Annotated in this window: 19 protein-coding genes; 15 read left to right on the forward strand and 4 right to left on the reverse strand. The window is 74.0% G+C overall.

Annotation, left to right across the window (positions count from 1 at the left end; translation table 11 throughout):
• Positions 1 to 27: 27 nt before the first annotated feature.
• Positions 28 to 927: a CAP domain-containing protein gene (locus O2W20_RS04740; protein WP_269170576.1), complete on the reverse strand. Its 900-nt coding sequence runs from the start codon at positions 925 to 927 to the stop codon at positions 28 to 30.
• 198 nt (positions 928 to 1,125) lie between these two features.
• On the opposite strand from O2W20_RS04740, the gene O2W20_RS04745 reads away from it, so the two are divergent.
• A complete protein-coding gene (locus tag O2W20_RS04745; protein WP_269170577.1) occupies positions 1,126 to 2,457 on the forward strand; it encodes a hemolysin family protein in 1,332 nt (443 codons plus the stop codon).
• A 12-nt stretch (positions 2,458 to 2,469) separates the two neighbouring features.
• Here O2W20_RS04745 and galE read toward each other — a convergent pair whose 3' ends face one another.
• Complete coding sequence (gene galE / locus O2W20_RS04750) at positions 2,470 to 3,426, reverse strand: UDP-glucose 4-epimerase GalE (protein ID WP_269170578.1); 957 nt, start codon at positions 3,424 to 3,426, stop codon at positions 2,470 to 2,472.
• 26 nt (positions 3,427 to 3,452) lie between these two features.
• On the opposite strand from galE, the gene hisC reads away from it, so the two are divergent.
• The 4 genes from hisC to O2W20_RS04770 all read left to right on the forward strand — a co-directional run bounded on the left by hisC (position 3,453) and on the right by O2W20_RS04770 (position 7,427).
• Positions 3,453 to 4,610 carry a histidinol-phosphate transaminase gene (gene hisC / locus O2W20_RS04755; protein ID WP_269170579.1) on the forward strand — a complete coding sequence of 386 codons (1,158 nt, stop codon included), beginning with the start codon at positions 3,453 to 3,455 and terminating at the stop codon, positions 4,608 to 4,610.
• 27 nt (positions 4,611 to 4,637) lie between these two features.
• Entirely contained in the window at positions 4,638 to 5,663 is a 1,026-nt protein-coding gene (gene trpS / locus O2W20_RS04760; protein ID WP_442928931.1) for a tryptophan--tRNA ligase, read from the forward strand.
• Complete coding sequence (locus tag O2W20_RS04765; protein ID WP_269170581.1) at positions 5,660 to 6,250, forward strand: 2'-5' RNA ligase family protein; 591 nt, start codon at positions 5,660 to 5,662, stop codon at positions 6,248 to 6,250. The genes trpS and O2W20_RS04765 overlap by 4 nt, the downstream gene beginning before the upstream one ends.
• 61 nt (positions 6,251 to 6,311) lie before the next feature.
• Positions 6,312 to 7,427: a YihY/virulence factor BrkB family protein gene (locus tag O2W20_RS04770; RefSeq protein WP_269170582.1), complete on the forward strand. Its 1,116-nt coding sequence runs from the start codon at positions 6,312 to 6,314 to the stop codon at positions 7,425 to 7,427.
• Here the strand turns inward: O2W20_RS04770 and O2W20_RS04775 are convergent.
• Positions 7,354 to 8,661, reverse strand: coding sequence for a D-alanyl-D-alanine carboxypeptidase family protein (locus O2W20_RS04775; RefSeq protein ID WP_269170583.1), 1,308 nt, complete (start codon positions 8,659 to 8,661; stop codon positions 7,354 to 7,356). The two genes, O2W20_RS04770 and O2W20_RS04775, sit on opposite strands and share 74 nt — an antisense overlap.
• 314 nt (positions 8,662 to 8,975) lie before the next feature.
• Here O2W20_RS04775 and O2W20_RS04780 point away from each other — a divergent pair, with 314 nt between their 5' ends.
• From O2W20_RS04780 to O2W20_RS04825, 10 genes are all read left to right on the forward strand, one after another.
• Positions 8,976 to 10,034, forward strand: coding sequence for a BMP family lipoprotein (locus tag O2W20_RS04780; RefSeq protein ID WP_269171004.1), 1,059 nt, complete (start codon positions 8,976 to 8,978; stop codon positions 10,032 to 10,034).
• Between the two features lie 173 nt (positions 10,035 to 10,207).
• Entirely contained in the window at positions 10,208 to 11,755 is a 1,548-nt protein-coding gene (locus O2W20_RS04785; protein WP_269170584.1) for an ABC transporter ATP-binding protein, read from the forward strand.
• Positions 11,752 to 13,008 carry an ABC transporter permease gene (locus tag O2W20_RS04790; protein ID WP_269170585.1) on the forward strand — a complete coding sequence of 419 codons (1,257 nt, stop codon included), beginning with the start codon at positions 11,752 to 11,754 and terminating at the stop codon, positions 13,006 to 13,008. The genes O2W20_RS04785 and O2W20_RS04790 overlap by 4 nt, the downstream gene beginning before the upstream one ends.
• A complete protein-coding gene (locus O2W20_RS04795) occupies positions 13,005 to 14,285 on the forward strand; it encodes an ABC transporter permease (protein WP_269170586.1) in 1,281 nt (426 codons plus the stop codon). The genes O2W20_RS04790 and O2W20_RS04795 overlap by 4 nt, the downstream gene beginning before the upstream one ends.
• Complete coding sequence (locus tag O2W20_RS04800; RefSeq protein ID WP_269170587.1) at positions 14,285 to 14,701, forward strand: cytidine deaminase; 417 nt, start codon at positions 14,285 to 14,287, stop codon at positions 14,699 to 14,701. Before O2W20_RS04795 ends, O2W20_RS04800 begins: the two co-directional genes overlap by 1 nt.
• On the forward strand, positions 14,698 to 15,981 hold the full coding sequence (locus tag O2W20_RS04805) for a thymidine phosphorylase (protein ID WP_269170588.1): 1,284 nt from the start codon (positions 14,698 to 14,700) through the stop codon (positions 15,979 to 15,981). Before O2W20_RS04800 ends, O2W20_RS04805 begins: the two co-directional genes overlap by 4 nt.
• A 139-nt stretch (positions 15,982 to 16,120) precedes the next feature.
• On the forward strand, positions 16,121 to 17,023 hold the full coding sequence (locus O2W20_RS04810) for an ABC transporter ATP-binding protein (RefSeq protein ID WP_269170589.1): 903 nt from the start codon (positions 16,121 to 16,123) through the stop codon (positions 17,021 to 17,023).
• Positions 17,020 to 17,835 (forward strand): ABC transporter permease, encoded by an 816-nt coding sequence (locus O2W20_RS04815; protein ID WP_269170590.1) that lies wholly within the window; start codon positions 17,020 to 17,022, stop codon positions 17,833 to 17,835. The genes O2W20_RS04810 and O2W20_RS04815 overlap by 4 nt, the downstream gene beginning before the upstream one ends.
• 41 nt (positions 17,836 to 17,876) lie before the next feature.
• Positions 17,877 to 18,956 (forward strand): adenosine deaminase, encoded by a 1,080-nt coding sequence (locus O2W20_RS04820; RefSeq protein ID WP_269170591.1) that lies wholly within the window; start codon positions 17,877 to 17,879, stop codon positions 18,954 to 18,956.
• A 228-nt stretch (positions 18,957 to 19,184) separates the two neighbouring features.
• On the forward strand, positions 19,185 to 20,825 hold the full coding sequence (locus O2W20_RS04825) for a DEAD/DEAH box helicase (RefSeq protein WP_269170592.1): 1,641 nt from the start codon (positions 19,185 to 19,187) through the stop codon (positions 20,823 to 20,825).
• Positions 20,826 to 20,917: 92 nt separating this feature from the next.
• On the opposite strand, the gene O2W20_RS04830 is transcribed toward O2W20_RS04825, so the two are convergent.
• On the reverse strand, positions 20,918 to 22,348 hold the full coding sequence (locus O2W20_RS04830) for a hypothetical protein (RefSeq protein ID WP_269170593.1): 1,431 nt from the start codon (positions 22,346 to 22,348) through the stop codon (positions 20,918 to 20,920).
• Positions 22,349 to 22,386 lie beyond the last annotated feature (38 nt).

Genomic DNA, 22,386 nt, shown 5'->3' on the forward strand with positions numbered 1-22,386 from the left:
GGCCGAGATCGGGCTGGTGGTGGGGGCTCAGGCGCCGAAGAGCTGGGTCCACCACGGACCGCCGGCCCCGGTGGCCACCCCGACCCCCAGCGTGCGCAGATCGCAGTCGAGGATGTTCGCCCGGTGCCCGGGGCTGGTCATCCAGGCCGCCATCACCGCGGTCGCGTCGGGCTGGCCGGCGGCGATGTTCTCCGCCCGCGCGTGGCCCAGCCCGGCCGCGCGGGCGCGGGCGAAGGGGTCCAGCCCCTCGGGGTTGACGTGGGAGAAGTAGCCGCGGTCCCGCATGTCGGCGCTGTGCGCCCGGGCGACCGTCGCCAGGCCGGTGTCCGCGCTGACCGCGGCGCAGCCGGCGGCGGCCCGCTCGGCGTTCACCAGGCTCAGCACCTGCCCCTCGGGCCCGGGCGCCGCCGGTGCGGCCGCCGCTGCGGGCCGGGGGGCGGCCGCCGCGGCCGGCGGCGGTGCGGGCGCCGGCGCTGCTCTCGCGGACGGCGCAGGAGTCCGGGGCGCAGGCGCGGCTGCCTGCGGCGGAGGGGGCGGAGGCGGCGGCGGAGCGGGGGTCGGGCCCGGGGCAGGGGCAGGACCCGGAGCCGGTGGGGGCGGCGGCGGGACCGCGGTGGTGGTCGCGGCGGTCGGCTCTCCTGCACCGCCGGTCACCGGCGCAGGCGCAGTGCTGGACGGCGCAGGGTCGCTCGGGTCGGCGGGCGGTCCGGCGTCCGCCTGCTGCTCGACGTCCGGGGCCCGCTGCTCGACGTCCGTCGCGCGCTGCTCGACGTCCGTGGCCTGCGAGGCGTCGTCCAGCCCAGGCAGGAGTCGGCCGCCCAGCACGGTGGTCAGGGCGACCGCGGCGACGACGACGGCGATCAGCACGAGCGCCCACCGCGACCGGTGGCGTCCGGCCGAGAACGGCGGGGTGAGGCGGTGCGGCACGTCGGCGTCCTCACGGTGGGTTCAACTCGTTACCCAGGCGAGGGTAGCCGCATGCGGACGGTCACCGTGCCGGTCGCGGGCGGGGCTCCGCAGGGGTGGGCCCGGCAGGGAGGCGCGGCCCGCCCCTCGGTCCAGCCACTACCGTGGGCGACTCCGGGCGTTCCCGGCACACCCCACATCTGGAGGAGCACGCCGCTCGTGAGCGACGTCTGGCTCAACATCGTCATGGTCTTCGCCTTCGTGCTGGTCGGCGGTGCGTTCTCCGGCGCCGAGATCGCGCTGGTGTCCCTCCGCGAGTCCCAGGTCCGCGCCCTGGCCGAGACCGGCCGGCGCGGGCAGGCGCTGAACAAGCTGCTCGCCGACCCCAACCAGTTCCTCGCCTCCGTCCAGGTCGGCGTCACGCTGGCCGGCTTCTTCTCCGCCGCGTTCGGCGCCAGCACGCTGTCCGGGCCGCTCGGCGACGTCCTGATCCGTTGGGGGGTGCAGCCCGGTGTGGCCGACCCGCTGTCCTTCGTCGCCGTCACCATCGCGATCAGCTACCTGTCCCTGGTCGTCGGCGAACTGACCCCCAAGCGGCTGGCCCTGCAGCGGGCCGAGGGCTTCTCGCTGGTGGTCGCCGCCCCGCTCAACGCCATCGCCAAGCTGTTCCGGCCGATCATCTGGCTGCTGTCGAAGTCCACGAACGTGCTGGTCCGCCTGCTGGGCGGTGACCCGCGGGCGGGCGGGGAGTCGATCAGCCAGGAGGAGCTGCGTGACCTGGTCGCCGCGCACGAGTCGCTGTCCAGCGACGAGCGCCGGCTGATCGACGAGGTGTTCCGGGCCGGGGACCGCGAGGTGCGAGAGGTGATGACTCCCCGCACCGAGGTCCACTTCCTGGAGGCCAGCATGACCGCCAGCCGCGCGGCCAAGCAGGTCGCGGACTCCAACTGGTCCCGCTACCCGGTCGTGGGCCGGAACGAGGACGACGTCGTCGGCTTCGTGCACGTGCGCGACCTGTTCCTGCCCAGCCACCCGGCCGGGCGGGCGGCGACCGTGGGGGACCTCGCCCGCGAGATCAAGCAGCTGCCGGGCACGGCCGGCGTGCTCACCGCCCTGTCCGGGATGCGCAAGGAGAACCGGCACTTCGCGATCGTGGTCGACGAGTACGGCGGCACCGACGGCATCGTCACCCTGGAGGACCTCATCGAGGAGGTCATCGGCGACATCTACGACGAGTACGACGAGGACGTCGCGCCCGAGTCCGAGGAGCCGGCCGAGGGGCCGCACGAGGTCGACGGTCTGCTCAACCTCGACGACTTCGCCGGGGCGACGGGGCTGCAGCTGCCGGAGGGCCCGTACGAGACGGTGGCCGGTTACGTGCTCGCCGAGCTGGGGCGCCTGCCGGTGGTCGGGGACACCGTGACGGTCGAGGAGCGCACCCTGACGGTGCTCGAGCTCGACGGACGGCGGATCGCCCGGATCAGCGTCAGCGCCGCCCCGCAGCAGGACGGCGACGCCGCCGACACGGCCGCGGAGTCCACCGCAGGCTGACGGCCGGCGTCCTCAGGCCCGGCTGTTCGTGAACGCCCAGGCGTCGGCGACGATCTCGCCGAGGTCGGTGTGCTGCGGTGCCCAGCCGAGCTCGTCCTGGATCCGGGCAGAGCTGGCCACCAGCCGGGCCGGGTCGCCGGGGCGGCGGTCGCCGACGACGACCGGCAGCTCGTGCCCGGTGACCTCCCGGACCGCGTCGACCATCTGCTGCACGGAGAAGCCGGTGCCGCTGCCCAGGTTGTAGACCCGGTGCTCGCCCGGCGCCGGGGCCGGCAGCGCCAGCAGGTGGGCCGCGGCGAGGTCCTTGACGTGCACGTAGTCGCGGATGCAGGTGCCGTCGGGGGTGGGGTAGTCCGAGCCGTACACGGTGAGCGACTCGCGGGTGCCCGAGGCGACCTGCAGCGCGATCGGGATCAGGTGGGTCTCGGTGGCGTGCCGCTCGCCGACGCCGTAGGCCGCGCCGCCGACGTTGAAGTACCGCAGGCTGACCGCGGCGAAGGAGTGGGCCACCGCGTAGGAGGTCAGCATGGTGTCGACGGCGAGCTTGCTGGCGCCGTAGGTGTTGGTCGGCCGGGTCGGGGCGTCCTCGCGGATCGGCACCTCGTCGGGCTCGCCGTAGGTGGCCGCGGTCGAGGAGAACACGATCCGCCGGCAGTCGACCGCACGCATCGCCTCCAGCAGCGCCAGCGAGCCGCCGACGTTGGAGTGCCAGTAGACCTCGGGCTCGACCTGGCTCTGCGCGACCAGGCTCTTGGCCGCGAAGTGCAGCACCGCCTCCGGCCGCACGTCGGCCAGCACCGGCGCGGAGTCGTGCAGCGACGCCCGGACGAACCGGGCCCCGGCGGGGACGGCGTCCTCGTGGCCGGTCGACAGGTCGTCGAGCACCGTGACCTCGTGGCCGGCCTCCAGCAGGGCCGCCGTGACTACGCTGCCGATGTAGCCGGCCCCACCGGTGACGAGTACGCGCATGCGCCCAACCCTAGTGAGTCGCCCGGATGAGCTCCGGCGCGACCGAGGAGGAGGATCCCGTGGTCAGCGCCCGCCCTGCCGTGGCCGCCATGCCGGTCTACCGACCCGGCCGCAACCCCGCCGACCTGGCCCGCGAGATCGGTGTCGACCGCGCCGTGAAGCTGGCCAGCAACGAGGTCGCCTTCCCGCCGCTGCCGGCCGTCGTCCAGGCGATCGCCGCGACGGCGGGGGAGACGAACCGGTACCCGGACAACGGCGCTGTCGTCCTCACCCGGGCCCTGGCCGAGCGGTACGGCGTCGAGCCGGCGCAGGTGGCCACCGGCTGTGGCGCGGTCACCGTCTGCCAGCAGCTGGCCCAGGCCTACAACGACCCGGGCTCATCCATCGCGTTCGCCTGGCGCTCCTTCGAGATGTACCCGCTGCTCGCCCAGGTCGCCGGGGCCCGGGCCCAGCAGGTGCCGCTCGTCCCGGGCACCCCCGGCGGGGCCGCGGACACCCACGACCTGGACGGCCTGGCCGCGGTGATCGACGACACGACCCGGGTCGTCTTCGTCTGCAACCCGAACAACCCGACCGGGACGGCGGTGCGGCGCCCCGAGCTCGAGCGCTTCCTGGACGCCGTCCCGGCCCAGACGCTGGTCGTGCTGGACGAGGCCTACCGCGAGTTCGTCACCGACCCCGACGTCCCCGACGGGGTCGAGCTGATGCGCGGTCGGCCCAACGTCGCCGTGCTGCGGACGTTCTCCAAGGCCTGGGGCCTGGCCGGCCTGCGGGTGGGCTACCTCCTCGCCGAGGACCCGGCCGTGGCCGACGCCGTCCGTCGCACCCAGGTGCCGTTCAGCGTCTCCTCCCTCGCCCAGGCCGCGGCGGTCGCGGCGCTGGCCAGCGAGCCCGAGGTGCGCGAGCGCTGTGCCGCCGTCGTCACCGAACGCGCCCGGCTCACCGGGGCGCTGCGCGAGCGCGGGCTGCCGGTGGCCGACAGCCAGGCCAACTTCGTGTGGCTGCCGCTGGGGGAGCGCACCGCCGAGGTCGCCGCTGCGCTCGAGGCGCGCGCGGTGATCACCCGGCCGTTCGCCGGTGAGGGGATCCGGGTGACCGTCGGCACCCCCGAGGAGGACGACGTCTTCCTCGGCGCGCTGGACGACGTCCTGACCAGCGCACCGGCGGGTGCTGCCGGAGCCTGAGCGAGCACTGCTGGGGCGCGTGGTTCGATGGAGGACGTGCCTGCTCCCCGCGTGCTGTCCGGCATCCAGCCGACGGCGGACTCCTTCCACCTCGGCAACTTCCTGGGGGCACTGCGGCAGTGGGTCGCCCTGCAGGACGACCACGAGGCCTTCTACTGCGTCGTCGACCTGCACGCGATCACCGCGGAGCAGCCCGACCCGGCACTGCTGCGCTCGCGCACGCTGGCCTCCGCGGCGCAGCTGCTGGCGCTCGGGGTCGACCCGGACCGCAGCGCGCTGTTCGTGCAGAGCCACGTGCCCGAGCACGCGCAGCTGGCCTGGGTGCTCCAGTGCCTGACCGGCTTCGGTGAGGCCAGCCGGATGACCCAGTTCAAGGACAAGAGCTCCCGCGAGGGGGCCGGGGCGACGTCGGTGGGGCTCTTCACCTACCCGGTGCTCCAGGCCGCCGACATCCTGCTGTACCAGGCTGCCCGGGTGCCGGTGGGTGAGGACCAGCGCCAGCACCTGGAGCTGACCCGCGACCTGGCCACCCGTTTCAACGGCCGGTACGGGGACACCTTCGCCCTCCCCGAGGCCTACGTGCCGCCGGGGGCGGCGAAGGTGCTGGACCTCCAGTCGCCGGACAAGAAGATGAGCAAGAGCCTCCCGCCGGCCGGCTGCATCAACCTCCTGGACGACCCGAAGGTGACGGCGAAGCGGATCCGCTCGGCGGTCACCGACACCGGCCGCGAGGTCGTGGCCGACCCGGTGGGGAAGCCCGGGGTGACGAACCTGCTGGCCATCCACTCGGCGCTGTCCGGGCAGAGCGTGGCGCAGCTGGAGGAGCAGTTCGCCGGCCGCGGCTACGGCGACCTGAAGAAGGAGGTCGCCGAGGTCGTGACCGACGCCCTGGCCCCGGTCCAGCAGCGCACCGCCGAGCTCCTGGCCGACCCCGCCGAACTCGAGCGCGTGCTCGCCGCCGGCGCGGCCCGGGCTCGTGAGGTCGCGGCCCCGACGCTGGCCACGGTCTACGAGCGGGTCGGCTTCCTCCCCGCCGTCGGGGCACCGACGTGAGGGACCGGCCGCTCCGGGCCGACGACACCTTCGTGCACCGGCTCGGCGCCGCGACGTCGCCGGACACCGCCGTCCTCGGCGTCGTGGTGTCGGTGCCCGAGCCGTGGGCGCAGCTGCTGGTGGAGTGGCGGGGCAAGTGCGGCGACCCCCAGGCCACCCTCGTGCCCCCGCACGTGACGCTGCTGCCGCCCACCGAGGTGCCGATCGGAGCCCGGCCGGCGATCACCGAGCACCTCGCCCGGGTGGCCGCCCAGCACCCCCCGTTCGACATGCACCTGTCCGGCACGGGCACGTTCCGCCCGATCTCGGAGGTGGTCTTCGTGGCGGTCGCGCAGGGCATCGGTGACTGCGAGCTGATCGCGACCGACGTCCGGACCGGGCCGCTGGCCCGGCCGTTGAGCTTCCCGTACCACCCGCACGTCACCGTGGCCCACGACGTGCCGACCGACATGCTGGACATGGCCTACGCCGGCCTGGCCGAGGTGCACGCGGAGTTCCGGGTCGACGGCTTCACCGAGTTCGAGCAGCTGCCCAGCGGTGCGTGGGCCGTCTCCCGCGAGTACCCGCTCACCGGCCCGCAGCACTGACCCGCGTCCGCGTCGGGCCGCTGCTGCGCGGGACCGCCGGGGAGCGTCCAGACTGGCCACGATGACCAACCCCGTCACCCGCGCGGCCGGGGCGGCGGGCGGGTTCCTGCGCCGCCAGCGGGCCCGGCGCTCCTGGCTCGACCACCTGGTCCGTGCCGGCGGGCGCTACATCCGGGTGCACGCCACCCTGATGGCCTCCGGGGTCACCTACTACGTCTTCCTCGCGCTGGCGCCGGTGACCCTGCTGCTCGTCGCGGTCGCCGGGTTCGTCCTGCGTGGCGACCCGCTGCTGCAGGACGAGCTCCTCGGTGCCCTCCGGGACGCCGTGCCGGGGGAGACCGGGGACAGCCTGGCGCAGACGGTCACCACGGCCGTCGAGAGCGCCACCACGTTCGGCCTGCTCGGTCTGCTGGGCGTGGTGTTCATCGGGCTGGCCGCGATGGACAAGCTGCGCATCGGCATGGACATCGTCTGGCGGGGCCGGGCCGACCCGCCGGAGTTCCTGGCCGACCGGGCCCGGGACCTCGTCTCGCTGTTCGGGCTCGGCGTCGCGGGTGCCCTGAGCATCGCGCTCACCGCCGGCGCGGCCACCGTCGCCGACCAGGTGCTCGGGCTCACCGAGGTCGACGAGGTGCCCGGGTTCTTCCTGGTCAGTCGTGCGCTGCCGATCGTGCTGGCGGTGGCCGGGGCCACCCTGCTGTTCCTGTGGTTGCTCAAGGGCGTGCCGGGCACCCCCTTCGGCTACCGGCAGGTGCTGCCCGGCGCCGTCTTCGGCGCCGTGGGCTTCGAGGCACTGAAGCTGGTCGGTGGGCTCTACCTGGCGGTCATCGGCGGCAACGTGACGGCCTCGACGTTCGGTGGCCTGGTCGGGCTGATCGTCTGGATCAACGTGGTGTGCCGGTTCGCCTTCTTCACCGCGTGCTGGACGGCGACCCTCCCCGCGATCGAGCACGCAGACACCCAGGTGCCGCACGGCCCGGCCGGGCCGACGCCGCTGCCGGAGATGGCGCGGGTCGACGAACGGGCCGCGAGCCCGGCCCCCGGCCGGCTCGCCCTCGGCCTGCTCGCGGTCGGTGCGCTCACCGGTGCCGCCGGAAGCCGGCTCATCGCCCGCCGCGGGGGTCGGAGGCGGCCTCGGACCCAGCGTCCCGGAGCACCGCCCGACGGCGGCCGATGACCGTGGCCGCCACGATCACCAGCGCACCGGCGGCCAGCCCGGCGGGCACGAGGGGGGAGGTGCCCGTCGCGGAGCCGGGAGCTGCCACGGCGGCCGTACCGGCCGGCTCGGCCACGGTCGTGGCCTCGGCGGCCATCGACCCCGTCTTCTCGGCGGCCATCTGCTCGGCGACCTCCGCGGCCTCCATCGCAGCGGCGACCTCGCCCGGTTCGACCAGCCGGCCGACGGCCTCGGCGTCGGCGGGGACGGCGAAGCCCCAGTCCAGCAGCCGCCTGGCCTGCTCCAGCTCGTGCACCGGGCGGCGCTCGGCCTGCATGACGCTGACCACCAGGCGCCGGCCGTCGCGTTCGGCGGCCACGACGAAGGTGTGCCGGGCCGCGTCGGTGAACCCCGTCTTGCCGCCGAGGGTGCCCGGGTAGTCGCTCAGCAGGGTGTTCTGGTTCTGGATCTGGTAGCCCTCGTAGCCGGCGACGGTCGGCATCTGCGCGATGCGGGTCTGCAGCACGTCCAGGCTGTAGGGGTCGGTGACCAGCTGGCGCAGGATCAGGGCGAGGTCGTAGGGCGAGGAGGACTGCCCGGCCACGTCCAGCCCGGAGGGCGTGCCCGCGACGGTGTCGTACGCGCCCAGCTGCGCGGCGGTCTCGTTCATCGCGGCGAGCGTGCTCTCCACCCCGCCCGCGGCCCGGGCGAGGGCGTTGGCCACGTCGTTGCCCGACTGCATGACCAGGGCGCGGAGGAGCAGGTCGACCGGGTACTGGCCGCCGCGCACCAGACCCACCCGGCTGCCCTCGATCGCCTCGTCCTCGACCGTGCCCTCGACGACCAGCGCGGGGTCCAGCACCGGCGCGAGGGTGAGCAGCGTCAGCGCCTTGAGCGTGCTGGCCGGGTAGTAGCGGCCGTGCGGGTCCCGGGCCCCCAGCACCGCACCGGTGCCGGCGTCGGCGACCAGCCAGCCGCGGGCGTCGATGCCCTCGGGGAGCGGAGGTGCCCCGGGCGCGGTCACCTGGCCGCGGGTGTCCAGCCGCTCACCGCCGACGGTGCTGCCGTCGGGGGCGCTGCCCTGGGGTGGCCCGTTCGGGTACGGGCTGGTCGGGGTCGGGGCCGCCGGGTCGACGGTGGGCCGGGAGTTCTCGGCCAGGGCCGGGTCGGCGGGGGCCAGCAGGACCCCGATCACCAACAGCCCGGCCACGAGCAGCACGGCGGTCAGCCGGCGCAGCGGCAGGGGTCGGCGCATGCCCGACGCTAACCCGCGGTGGCCTGCCCGATCGAACAGCGGCCGGTCCACGGTGTGCCGGAGGTCTCTCGGAGGGCCCGCCGTGTGTGCCGGGTGTTGCCCATTGGCAACGATCGGGTCTCTATCCGTTCGCCTGGGGGTCCCCGGCGCCCGAGCCGCGGTTAGCGTGCGCACGTCGCCGTCGGAACCGCCTCGTACGTGCGAGCCGGTACGTGTGAGCCGAACGGCGGAGCAGCCTGCAACACACCGCACCGGGGCTTCCTCCGACCACTGGTCGGCGGAGCCCTCTCAGAGAGGAGACCGTCTTGCGCCGAGTGCGTGGGATGAAGGCCGCAGCTCTGCTGCTGGCCGGCAGCATGGCCCTGGCGGCCTGCGCCAGTGACGAGACCGACACCGGTTCCGGCGACGGCGGCGGCGGCGGCGGCAGCGCCTCCGGCGAGGAGCTGATGGTCGGGCTCGCCTACGACACCGGCGGTCGCGGCGACAAGTCGTTCAACGACTCGGCCTACGCCGGTGTCGAGGCCGCCATCGAGGAGATGGGCGGCGATGTCCAGGAGCTCTCGCCCAACGACGACGGTTCCGACCGCGCGGAGCTGCTCACCCAGCTGGCCGAGCAGGGCTACGACCCGGTGATCGGAGTGGGCTTCGCCTACGGCGAGATCATCGGCGACATCGCCGCCGAGTACCCGGAGACCACCTTCGCCGTCGTCGACTCGTCGGTGGCCGAGATGGGCGCCGAGAACCTGACCGGCCTGCTCTTCGCCGAGGAGGAGGGGTCCTTCCTCGCCGGTGCGGCTGCGGCACTGAAGTCCGAGACCGGCCACATCGGCTTCGTCGGCGGCGTCGAGAACCCGCTGATCCAGAAGTTCGAGGCCGGCTACGTCGCGGGTGCCCAGGCGGTCAAGCCGGACATCATCATCGACACCCAGTACATCTCCCCGGCCGGTGACTTCTCCGGCTTCGGCGACCCGGCCCGCGGGCAGATCGTCGCCCAGGGCATGTTCGACGCCGGCGCCGACATCGTCTACCACGCGGCCGGCGGCTCCGGCCAGGGCGTCTTCGAGGCCGCTGCCGACTCCGGTGGCCGCGCGATCGGCGTCGACTCCGACCAGTACGAGACGGTCGGTGACCCGGCTCTGCAGGCGGTGATCATGACGTCGATGCTGAAGCGGGTCGACAACGCGGTGGAGTCGTTCATCACCGACTACTCCGAGGGCGCTGTCGAGGGCGGCCAGGACATCATCAACGACCTGTCGACCGACGGCGTGGGCCTGTCCACCTCTGGTGGGCAGATCGACGACATCCAGACCCAGATCGACGAGTTCCGCCAGCAGATCATCGACGGCGAGATCGAGGTCCCGACGATCCCGTGACGCGCTCGTCCTGAGCAGCACGGACGCGGCGGGCCCGGGGGCGGTACACGCTCCCGGGCCCGCCGTTTTCCGTGTGTACCGTCTCCGCGTCGGACCGGACGTCGTCCGACGCGCTCACGACCGGAAGACCTCCGGTCTCCAGCCCCGGTCCAGCGCCCACCATGGAGATCCCGTTGAACGATTCGGCACCACTGGCGGTCGAGCTGCGCGGCATCACCAAGCGCTTCCCCGGCGTCGTGGCCAACAAGGACATCGAGCTGCGCGTCCGGCGCGGCGAGGTGCACGCCATCGTGGGGGAGAACGGCGCGGGCAAGTCCACGCTGATGAAGACCCTGTACGGCATGCACCGCCCGGACGAGGGGCAGATCCTGCTCGACGGGAAGCCGGCGACCTTCCGGAGCCCGGCGGACGCCATCGCCGCGGGCATCGGGATGGTCCACCAGCACTTCATGCTGGCCGACAACTTCACCGTGCTGGAGAACGTCGTCCTCGGCAGCGAGCCGACCAAGGGCGCCCGGCTGGACCGCAGTGCCGCCCGCCGCCGGATCCAGGAGATCTCCGACAGCTACGCGCTGGGCCTGGACCCCGACAGCCTGGTCGAGGACCTCGGCGTCGGCGACCGGCAGCGCGTGGAGATCGCGAAGGTCCTCTACCGGGGCGCCACCACGCTGATCCTCGACGAGCCGACCGCCGTCCTGGTCCCGCAGGAGGTCGACGAGCTGTTCGGCAACCTGGCCGAGCTCAAGCGTGAGGGCCTCACCGTCATCTTCATCTCGCACAAGCTCGACGAGGTGCGCAAGGTCGCCGACTCGATCACCGTCATCCGCCGAGGCACGACCGTCGGCACCGCCGACCCGCGGACGACGTCGGCCAAGGAGCTGGCGGAGATGATGGTCGGCGCCGAGCTGCCCGTCGTGGCGACGCGGGAGTCCACGGTGCGCGAGGCCCCCGTCCTCCGGATGCGCGGGGTGACCGTCACCGCCGTCGCCGGCGGCCGGTCGGTCGTCGACGACGTGTCCCTCACCGTGCGCGAGGGGGAGGTCGTCGGCATCGCCGGTGTCGAGGGGAACGGCCAGGCCGAGCTCGTCGATGCGATCATGGGCCTGCGGCCGCTGGCTGCCGGTGAGCTCCGGCTCGGCGACGAGGACATCGCGCAGTGGAGCACCCGCCGACGCCGCGAGGGCGGCATCGGCTTCGTCCCGGAGGACCGGCACCGGCAGGGGATGCTGCTGGACGCGCCGCTGTGGGAGAACCGGATCCTCGGCCACCAGACCCGGCCGCCGGCGGTCAAGGGCTTCTTCATCGACCGGCGGTCGGCCCGGGCGGACACCGCCCGGATCATGCGCGAGTACGACGTCCGGGCACCGGGGCCGGACACCGCGGCGGTGGCGTTGTCCGGGGGCAACCAGCAGAAGCTGATCGTCGGTCGGGAGATGAGCGCGCACCCGCGACTGCTGGTCGCCGCCCACCCGACCCGCGGTGTCGACGTCGGCGCCCAGGCCGGCATCTGGGAGCTCCTCAAGGACGCCCGCGCGGAGGGGATGGGGATCCTGTTGGTCTCGGCCGACCTGGACGAGCTGATCAGCCTGTCCGACACGCTGCACGTGATGCTCCGCGGCGCACTGGTCGCGACGCTGGACCCGAGACGGGTCACCCCGGAGGAGCTCGGTGGGCACATGACCGGCGCCGCGCGCGGCGACGACTCGGTGGGTGCGGCGTGACCGCCCTCCGCCGGCTGGGCCTGTCCCTGATGGCCCCGGCCATCGCCGTGGTGGTGGCGCTCGTCCTGTCCGCGGCCGTCATCGCGCTGATCGGCCAGAACCCGGCCACCGCGGTCCGGGTCATGTTCGACTTCGGCGACTCGCCGGCCCAGCAGACCCAGGCGATCGTGGTGGTGCTCAATCGCGCGGTGCCGCTCTTCCTCGCCGGGCTGGCGGTCTCGGTGGCCTTCCGGATGGGCCTGTTCAACATCGGCGTTGAGGGCCAGTACCGGATCGCGACGGTGCTGGCCGCCGGCGCCGGGGCGGCAGTGGTCCTGCCCGGGCCGCTGCACCTGCTGTTCATCGTCGTCGTCGCGATGGTGGTCGGGGCCTTCTGGGCCGGCATCGTCGCCGTGCTGAAGGTGACCCGGGGCGTGAGCGAGGTGATCAGCTCGATCATGCTGAACTTCATCGCCCTGGGGTTGGCGTCCTACCTGCTCACCGGGCCGTTGCGGGGATCGCCCGAGGGCGCCTCGATCATCACCACCAGCCCGATCCCCGAGTCCGGTTGGTTCCCCGGTCTGAACGGTGTGCTCACCGGGCTGGGCCTGGCGGAACCGCGATCGGAGCTCTACGGCTTCCTGGTCGTGGCCGTGGTGGTCGGCACCGCCGTGGCCGTGCTGGTCAAGCGCACCCGCTTCGGCTTCGACCTGCGGGCCACCGGGATGTCGGCGTCCGCGGCGACCGCCAGCGGGGTGGACGCCCGCCGGATGGTGCTCAAGGCGATGCTCATCTCCGGCGCCATCGCCGGCCTGATCGGGATGCCCGACCTGCTCGGTGAGGCACGCAGCTACAACACCGAGTTCACCGCCGGCCTGGGCTTCCTGGGCATCGCCGTGGCCCTGCTGGGCCGGAACTCCCCGCTGGGGATCGCGTTCGGTGCGCTGCTGTTCGCCTTCCTCGACCGGGCCGCGATCCCCCTGCAGTTCGCCGACATCCCGGCCTCGGTCGTCACGATCATCCAGGGCACGATCGTGCTCGCCGTCGTCATCGCCAACGAGATCGCCCGCCGGGTGACCCGGCAGCAGGCCGAGCGCGGCAGCGCCGTCGCGCCGCCCACCACCGGTGACGGCAGCACCGGCGGCGAGCAGGGGCCCGGCGACGGACCGCCACCGGACGTCGGTCCCACGACCGGCACCGGCACCGGCGTCGGGGTCCGCAACGCGACCGGCGACGCCGGCCGCACCGACAGCCGTCAGGGAGCAGGAGCATGAGCACCGCGACCGCCGTACCCGGAGCCGGCACCGGCCGTGGGCCGGTGACCGAGCTGTTCCTCGGCGGTGGCCGGGCGCGCCGGGTGACCTGGCTGCTGGTCGCGCTGCTGGTGCTGTTCTCCGTCGTGCGGGTGATCTCGGGGCAGCAGGCGCTGACGTCGTCGTCCACCTTCGGTGCGGCACTGCTGCTCGCCGTACCGCTCCTGCTGGTCGCCCTCGGCGGCCTGTTCGCCGAGCGTGCGGGCGTGGTGAACATCGGCCTCGAGGGCATGATGATCCTGGGCACCTGGGGAGCCGGCTGGGCCGGCTACCAGTGGGGCTGGGTCGGCGCGCTGGTCGGGGGCGCGATCTGCGGTGCGCTCGGCGGTCTGCTGCACGCCGTCGCCACCGTCACCTTCGGCGTCGACCACGTCGTCTCCGGCGTCGCGATCAACATCCTGGCCGCCGGCGTCGTCCGCTTCCTCTCCGAGCTGCTCTACACCGACAACCCCGCCGGGGGTGGTGTCACCCAGTCGCCGTCGCTGTCCAGCCGCCCGCCGAGCTTCTCCCTGCCGGTGCTCTCCTCCGGCCCCGACCTGCTCGGTGACCTGGAGTCCCGGCACTGGTTCCTGGTCAGCGACCTCGCCGGCCTGCTCCGCGGGGTGAGCAGTGGGGTCGGCGTGCTCACCGTGCTGGCCGTGCTGATGGTCCCGGCGGCCTACCTGGTGCTCTGGCGGACGGCGTTCGGCCTGCGGCTGCGGTCCTGCGGGGAGAACCCGGCGGCCGCCGACTCCCTCGGCGTCCCGGTCTACCGGCTCAAGTACATCGCGGTGATCATCTCCGGCATGCTGGCCGGCCTGGGCGGGGTCTTCCTGGTCTTCATCGCCAACATCTACCGCGAGGGGCAGACCAACGGCCGCGGGTTCATCGGCCTGGCCGCACTGATCTTCGGCAACTGGCGCCCGGGCGGCCTGGCCGCCGGTGCGGGCCTGTTCGGCTTCGCCGACGCGCTGCAGCTGCGCAGCCAGACCGCGGTGGTGGCGTTGCTGCTGCTGGTGACCTTCCTGCTCGCCGGGGTGGCCGTGTGGCAGCTGTTCCGTGGCAAGCGGATGCAGGCGGTCATCGCGGCGGCCTTCGCGGCCGCCACGCTCGCCGCCTTCCTGACCATCGAGGAGCTGCCCGACGGCATCGTCTCCTTCACCCCGCACCTGACCACGCTGCTGGTCCTGTCGCTGGCCTCGCAACGGCTGCGGCCGCCGAAGGCCGACGGGCTGGTCTACCGACGAGGAGAGCACTAGTGGACGTCGACTGGGACGCGCTGCGGACGTCCGCCCGGGAGGCGATGACCCACGCGTACGCCCCCTACTCGCAGTTCCCCGTGGGGGTGGCCGGCCTGGTCGACGACGGCCGCGTGGTCACCGGGTGCAACGTGGAGAACGCCTCCTACGGGCTCGGCCTGTGCGCCGAGTGCGGCATGGTCAGCGACCTGGCCCGCTCCGGCGGTGGGCGGCTGGTCGCGGTGGCCTGCGTGGGCGGCGACGGTCAGCCGCTGATGCCCTGCGGTCGCTGCCGGCAGCTGCTGTGGGAGCACGGGGGAGCCGAGATGCTCATCGAGACGGTGTCGCTGGGGATCGTGCCGATGCGCGAGGTGCTGCCGGACGCCTTCGGTCCCGAGGACCTGGTGGCCGCGGCGGGACGGGGGCAGGGGGCATGACGCAGCCGTTCGACGCCATCGACGTCATCCGGGCCAAGCGGGACGGGCGGGTGCTCACCCCGGAGCAGATCCGCTGGGTGGTCGGGGCCTACACCGATCGGGTGGTGCCCGACGAGCAGATGAGCGCGCTGCTCATGGCCGTCTTCTTCCAGGGCATGTCCGCCGACGAGCTGGCGGCCTGGACGCAGGCGATGATCGACTCCGGCGTCCGCAAGGACCTGTCCTCGCTGGGCCGACCGACCGCGGACAAGCACTCCACCGGCGGCGTCGGCGACAAGATCACCCTGCCGCTGGCCCCGCTGGTCGCCGCCTGCGGGGTCGCCGTGCCGCAGCTGTCCGGCCGCGGGCTCGGGCACACCGGCGGCACCCTGGACAAGCTCGAGTCGATCCCCGGGTGGCGGGCCGACGTCGGTGAGGAGGCCTACCTGGCGCAGCTCCGGGACGTCGGCGCGGTCATCTGCGCCGCGGGCTCGGACCTCGCACCGGCGGACAAGGTGCTCTACTCCCTCCGGGACGTCACCGGCACCGTCGAGTCCATCCCGCTGATCGCCAGCTCGATCATGAGCAAGAAGATCGCCGAGGGCGCCGACGCCCTGGTGCTGGACGTGAAGACCGGGTCCGGTGCGTTCATGCGCGACCCGGCCGACGCCCGCACGCTGGCCCGCACCATGGTCGGGTTGGGCGAGGCGGCCGGCGTGCGCACCGTGGCGCTGGTGACGGCGATGGACCGGCCGCTGGGCCGGGCCGCCGGCAACGCCGTCGAGGTGGCCGAGTCGGTCGAGGTGCTGGCCGGGGGTGGTCCGGCCGACGTCGTCGAGCTGACCCTCGCCCTGGCGCGGGAGATGCTCGCCGGCGTGGGACGGGACGACGTCGACCCCGCCGACGCCCTCGCGGACGGCCGGGCGATGGACGTCTGGCGCCGGATGATCGCCGCCCAGGGCGGTGACCCCGACGCCGCACTGCCGCAGCCGACCGAGCGGCACGTGGTGACCGCGCCGGCCACCGGCACGCTCACCCGGCTGGACGCCTACGCGCTCGGTGTGGCGGCGTGGCGGCTGGGTGCCGGCCGGGCCCGCAAGGAGGACCCGGTGTCGGCCGCGGCCGGCGTCGTCTGGACCGCCGGGGTGGGGGAGCAGGTGACCGCCGGGCAGCCGCTGCTGGAGCTGCAGACCGACGATGCCGCCCGCATCCCGCGCGCGCTGGAGGCGTTGGAGGGCGCGATCGGCGTCGACACCACCGACGAGCCGCTGCCCCTGCTGCTCGACCGGATCACCGCCTGAGCCCACCGGCTGCATCCGTGATCATGGAGCCGGCGTGGGGACGCGCCGCCGGGGATCGGCGAGTCGTCCCGCCGGCTCCATGATCGTCGGGGGGAGGGGTGGCGCGGCAGCACAGCCGGGGAGAGGACACTGACCGTTCGTGACCCGAACGCCCGCCGCACCCGCGCCCGGAGCGGTCCAGCCCGCCGCCCCACTCGATCCGGATGCCGCGATCAGCATCCGCGGCCTGGTGAAGCGCTACGGCGACCGCAACGCGGTCGACGGCGTCGACCTGGACATCCGGCGTGGGGAGATCTTCGCCCTGCTCGGGCCCAACGGCGCGGGGAAGACCACCACCGTCGAGGTGCTGGAGGGCTACCGCGCGCGGGACGGCGGCGAGGTCCGGGTGCTGGGCGTGGACCCGGCCGACGGCGGGCGGCGCTGGAAGGCCGAGCTCGGCATCGTGCTGCAGTCCGGCGCCGGGGACAGCCAGCTCACCTGCCTGGAGCTGCTGCGCGCCCAGGCCGCCTACTACCCCGCACCACGTGACCCGGCCGAGGTGCTGGAGCTGGTCGGGCTCACCGAGAAGGCCGGCTCCCGCGGGCGCACGCTCTCCGGCGGCCAGCGGCGCCGGCTGGACGTCGCGCTGGGCATCGTCGGCCGGCCGCGACTGCTCTTCCTGGACGAGCCCACCACCGGCTTCGACCCAGAGGCCCGCCGGCAGTTCTGGTCGCTGATCCGCTCGCTGCGCGACCTCGGCACCACGATGCTGCTGACCACGCACTACCTCGACGAGGCCGAGGAGCTCGCCGACCGGGTGGGTGTCATCACCCGGGGCCGGCTGGTCGAGGTGGCCGTCCCGTCCGTGCTGGGCGGGCGAGGGCAGGCCCCCGCCGTCGTCAGCTGGACCGAGCACGGCGTCCGGCGCACCGCGGAGACCGCCGCCCCGACGGCCTTCGTCGCGGAGCTGGCCACCCGCTTCCCCGGCGAGGTGCCCGACCTGGCCGTCGCCCGCCCGACCCTCGAGGACGTCTACCTGCGCATGATCGGTGACCCCGCATGACGATGACCGAGGAACGCTCACTGCCGTCGATCGGCAGCGTCTGCCGGACCCGGGCCGGGGTGGAGCTCAAGGAGTTCTTCCGGCAGCGGGAGTCGGTCGTCTTCACGCTGATGTTCCCGGTGATCCTGCTGCTGGTGTTCGGCGCGGTGCTGGACTACGAGCTGGGCTCCGGGGTGAGCTTCACCCAGTACTTCATGGCCGGTGTGATCGCCGCGGGGATCCTCGGCGCCAGCCTGCAGAACATGGCCATCGGCATCGCGACCGAGCGCAGCGACGGCACCCTCAAGGGCCTGGCCGGCACGCCGATGCCCAAGAGCGCCTACTTCGTCGGGAAGGTCGTCCAGGTCCTGGTCGTCACCGTGGCGATCGTGGTGATCCTGCTGGTCATCGGCGTGGTGTTCTACGGCGTCGACCTCCCGTCGGGGACGGAGTGGCTGACCTTCGCCTGGGTGGCGGCACTGGGCTCGGCGGCCTGCACGCTGCTGGGCATCGCCGTCTCGAGCCTGGCCCGCAACGGGCGCTCCGCCTCGGCGACGGTCACCCCGGTGGCGCTGGTCCTGCAGTTCATCTCCGGGGTGTTCTTCCAGTTCAGCGAGGTCCCCACCTGGCTGCAGACGATCGCCGCGGTCTTCCCGCTGAAGTGGATGGCCCAGGGCCTGCGCTCGGTGTTCCTCCCCGACGCGCTGGCCGCGCAGGAGCCGGCCGGCAGCTGGGAGCTCGGCCGGGTGGCCCTGGTGCTGGGCATCTGGTGCGTCGTCGGCCTGGTCCTCTGCGTGCGCACCTTCCGCTGGCAGGACCGCGTCGACCGGTGACGCAGCGCAGGGTCCCCGGAACGCCTGGGTAACGTGCGGGGATGCCCGCCGCGCCCCTGAACGCCGACAGTCTCGCCCGCGCGCCGAAGGTCCTGCTGCACGACCACCTGGACGGCGGGCTGCGGCCGCGGACGGTGCTGGAGCTGGCCGAGGAGGTCGGCTACCGCGACCTGCCCGCCGACGAGCCGGAGGCGCTGGGCCGCTGGTTCCGCGAGTCCGCCGACTCCGGTTCGCTCGAGCGCTACCTGCTGACCTTCGCGCACACCGTGGCGGTGATGCAACGCCCGGAGGCGGTGCAGCGGGTGGCCCGCGAGTGCGCGCTGGACCTGGCCGCCGACGGGGTCGTCTACGCCGAGGTGCGGATGGCGCCGGAGCTGCTGACCGCCGGTGGGATGTCGCTGGACGACGCGGTCGAGGCGATGCTCGACGGCTACGCCCAGGGCAGCCGGGAGGCCGCGGCCGCCGGGCACCCGATCCTGGTCGGCGCGCTGCTGTGCGCGATGCGCCAGGCCGACCGCTGGGTCGAGGTCGCCGAGCAGGTCGTGCGGCACCGGGACGCCGGGGTGGTCGGCTTCGACCTGGCCGGGCCGGAGGACGGCTTCCCGCCGGACCGGATCCCGGCGGCGATCGAGCTGCTGGACCGGGCCGGTGCCCACCGCACCGTGCACGCGGGGGAGGCGGCCGGCATCGAGTCGATCCGGGCGGCGCTGGACGGCGCCGGCGCCGAGCGGCTCGGCCACGGGGTGCGGATCGCCGACGAGGTGCCGGCCGACGGCCCGCTGGGCGAGCTGGCCGAGCGGGTGCGCGAGGAGCAGGTGCCGCTGGAGGTCGCGCCGTCGTCCAACGTGCAGACCGGCGCCTACCCGACGCTGGCCGACCACCCGGTCGACCGGCTGCACCGGGCCGGCTTCACGGTCACCCTCAACACCGACAACCGGCTGATGAGCGGGGTGTCGGCCACCAGCGAGCTGGCCGCGGTCGTGGACACCTTCGGCTGGGGGTGGGACGACGTGCAGACGGTGGCCGAGCGGGCGCTGCGCGGCGGTTTCGCCGACGACGCCGTGCGTGCCCGGGTGTTCACCGAGGTGCTCCGACCGGGCTTCGAGGCACTGCGCTCCTGACTCGCGCGAGCAGGGTCACCCGCGCTCGGGAATCTTCTGGGCGTCGGCGCTGCTAACCTGGACGTGCCGGTGAACGCCGGTCATCCTCCCGGGCGGTCCTGCCCGGGCACAGCGCATCCGTGCAGATCACGCGTCATAGCAGACGCCCCCGATCACCAGCGTGGACGCCGGGCATCCGGCGACCACCATCACCACGGGACGCGCGCCGATCTGTATCGGAGTCCCCGCTTGTCCTCGTTCGACTCTGTCGACGTCCAGAACGCCCCCGCACTGCAGGACGCCGCGGCTGACGCCGCCGTCCTCGACACGCCCCCCACCGAGGCCCCCGTGGCCGAGGCGGCGCCCGAGCCCACCGGCCCGACCTTCGCCGAGCTGGGCCTGCCCCAGCCGCTGGTCACCGCGCTGGAGCGCAAGGGCATCCGTCACCCCTTCGCCATCCAGACCTCCGCCCTGCCGGACGCCCTCGCCGGGCGCGACGTGCTCGGCAAGGCCGCCACCGGCTCGGGCAAGACGCTGGCCTTCGGCCTGCCGCTGCTGGCCCGGCTCGGTGCCGAGCCCGGTCAGGGTCGCCGCGCACCGCGTGGCCTGATCCTGGTGCCGACCCGCGAGCTGGCCCAGCAGGTGCACGACAACCTGGCTCCGCTGGGGCAGTCCAACGGCGTCCAGCTGGCCGCCGTCTACGGCGGTGCCTCGATGTACCGCCAGATCCAGCAGCTGCGTCGCGGTGTCGACGTGCTGATCGCCACCCCCGGGCGGCTCCAGGACCTGATCAACCAGGGCGAGGCCACCCTCGCCGAGGTGATCGTCTCCGTCATCGACGAGGCCGACTTCATGTCCGACCTCGGCTTCCTGCCGGTGGTCAAGGAACTGCTCGACCAGACCCGCCCCGACGGCCAGCGGCTGCTCTTCTCGGCCACGCTGGACGGCGAGGTCGACACCCTGGTGCGCCGCTACCTCAAGGACCCGGCCCGCCACGAGGTCGCCAAGGCCGAGGACAGCGGTCCGCAGGCCGAGCACCTGGCCTACAGCGTGTCCTTCCCGGACAAGCTGAAGATCGCCGAGGCGATGGCCGCCCGTCCGGGCCGGATCATCATCTTCGTGCGCACCCAGCACGGTGCCGACCGGCTGGCCGGCAACCTGCAGCAGGTCGGCATCGCGGCCGAGCCCATCCACGGTGGGCTCCCGCAGGCGGCCCGCCGCCGTGCGCTGGAGGCGTTCACCGACGCCCGCAGCCCGGTGCTGGTGGCCACCGACGTCGCCGCGCGTGGCATCCACGTCGACGACGTGTCGCTGGTCCTGCACTACGACCCGCCGGCAGACCACAAGACCTACCTGCACCGTTCCGGCCGCACCGCGCGCGCCGGTGCCGCGGGCGTCGTGGTCTCGCTGCTCCTGCCGGACCAGGTGGGCCAGGCCAAGCGCCGGTTCCGCCAGGCCAAGCTCGACCCGCAGGTGTCGCGGATCCGCCCGGGCGACGCCCCGATCACGGACCTCGTGGCCGGTGGCACGTTCGTCGAGCCGATCGTCCGCCCGGTGCGCGAGTCGCGCCGTCCGGCCGGCGGTTCCGGTGGGCGCCGTCCCTCCGGGGAGCGTCCGGGTGGCTACCGCGGTGGCCCGCGCCGTCCCTCCGGCGACCGCGAGCGCACGTACGGAGACCGCCCCTCGGGCGAGCGCTCCTACGGCGATCGGGATCGCAGCGCAGCTGGCCGTCCCTCCGGCGACCGCGACCGCTCGTACGGTGACCGCCCCTCGGGCGAGCGCTCCTACGGCGATCGGGATCGTTCCGGCGGCGGCGAGCGGCGCACCGGTGGCTACCGTGGCTCCAGCGACGGGCAGCGCCCCGGCGCCCGCCCGGCCCGCTCCTACTGAGCAGGGGGCCCCGTCCGCGAGGACGGGGCCCGAACGGCAACGGCCGGCTCCCGCATCGCGGGGGCCGGCCGTTGCCGTCTCGACGTGGTCACTCAGTCGTTGCGGAAGACCAGCACGGTGCCGACGTCGGTGAGGACGTCGCCCCACGCCGACCCCAGCGCTGAGGCGTCCTCCGCGGACAGCGGAGCCGTCGGTTCGGCCTCGCTGCGGGCGACGGCCCGGCCGAGCGGTGCACCGGGGGCGAGCAGTTCCTGCACGCGCGCCAGGCCGGCGTACTCGGCGAGGTCGAGGGCGCCCTCGGCCGGCTGCGCCAGGGCCTGGTGGGTCACCAGCCCGCCGGCGCCCTCGGCCACCTCGCGGAGCACCTCGGCCAGCGCCACCAGGTCGTAGCGGTCCTCGTCGGCCGGCAACGGCATGGTGTCGGTGTCGGCCACCTCGGGCCACGAGGCGATCTCGGTGAGGTCGTGCTCTTCGTCGCCGGCGCAGAACCGGGCCAGCTCCACCGGGGTCGAGAATACGAAGACCTTCCCGTCGCGACCGAGGAAGCGCGCCCGGTCGTCGACGTAGCAGCGCAGGGTGATCCCCGCGCCCTCCGGCACGACCAGCTCCACCGGCAGGATGCCGACCGCCTCCCAGAACTCCTGGGCGGCGGCGACGGCCGCAGGGGTCGCGGTCAGCCCGCTGCCGCTGCGGATGGTCCGGATGCCGGCGGTGGACGCCTGGGCCGGGCTGGCCGCGGTGGAGCCGGCGGCGGGGCGGGCGGCCGGGGCAGCAACGTCGTCGTCCTCGTCGTCGTCGTCACCGGGCTCGGCGGCGCGCGCCTCGGCCTCCTCGGCGGCGGAGGGGTAGTCCTCCACGGCGACGGTGCCGGCACCGGTCCAGTCCAGGTGCTCGTCGAGCTCCTCGAGGACGTCCTCCCACAGCTCGTCGACGGCGGTGCCCAGCCGCGCCCAGCTCTCCTCGCCGCTCCGCCCGAGGAACGCCCCGACGCCCAGGCCGAGGGCGGCGACCTCGGGACGGGAGACCAGCTCGGCGACGGCCTCGAAGCTGGTCTCGTCGTCGTCCAGGTCCTCGTCGTCCTCGTCGCCGGTGGTGTCGCAGCACTCGGCCAGCCGACCGACGATGTCGACGTCGGCCGCCAGCTCCTCGACGGCCCAGCGGTCGGGGTTCTCCGCGACGATGTCGTAGACGCCGTCGAGGTCGTAGCGGTGGTCCTCGTCGGGGGTGAGCTCGGCGGCGCCCAGCGTCGACACCGTCGGCCAGACCGGGTGGTCGGCCAGGTCGTGGTCGGTGCTCACCCGGCAGAACGCGGCGAGCGCGGCCGGCGAGGGGAACAGGTGGACGACGGCGGTGGGGCCGGGGGCCTCCGGGTCGTCGTCGTTGATGTCGGCCGGCACGTCGATCGTGCTGCCGAGGAACGCCTGCCACTCCTCGCCGTCCTCTTCCCACGGCGGCGCCCAGAGCGTGTAGCCCGTGCGGTCGTCGAGGGTCAGGGCGATGGGGACGATGCTGGGCCTGGGCACCCGTCCATCCTGCCCGGTGAGGCTGGGTCCTCGCAGGC

Source organism: Modestobacter sp. VKM Ac-2982, assembly GCF_026967935.1.
Taxonomy (GTDB): domain Bacteria; phylum Actinomycetota; class Actinomycetes; order Mycobacteriales; family Geodermatophilaceae; genus Modestobacter.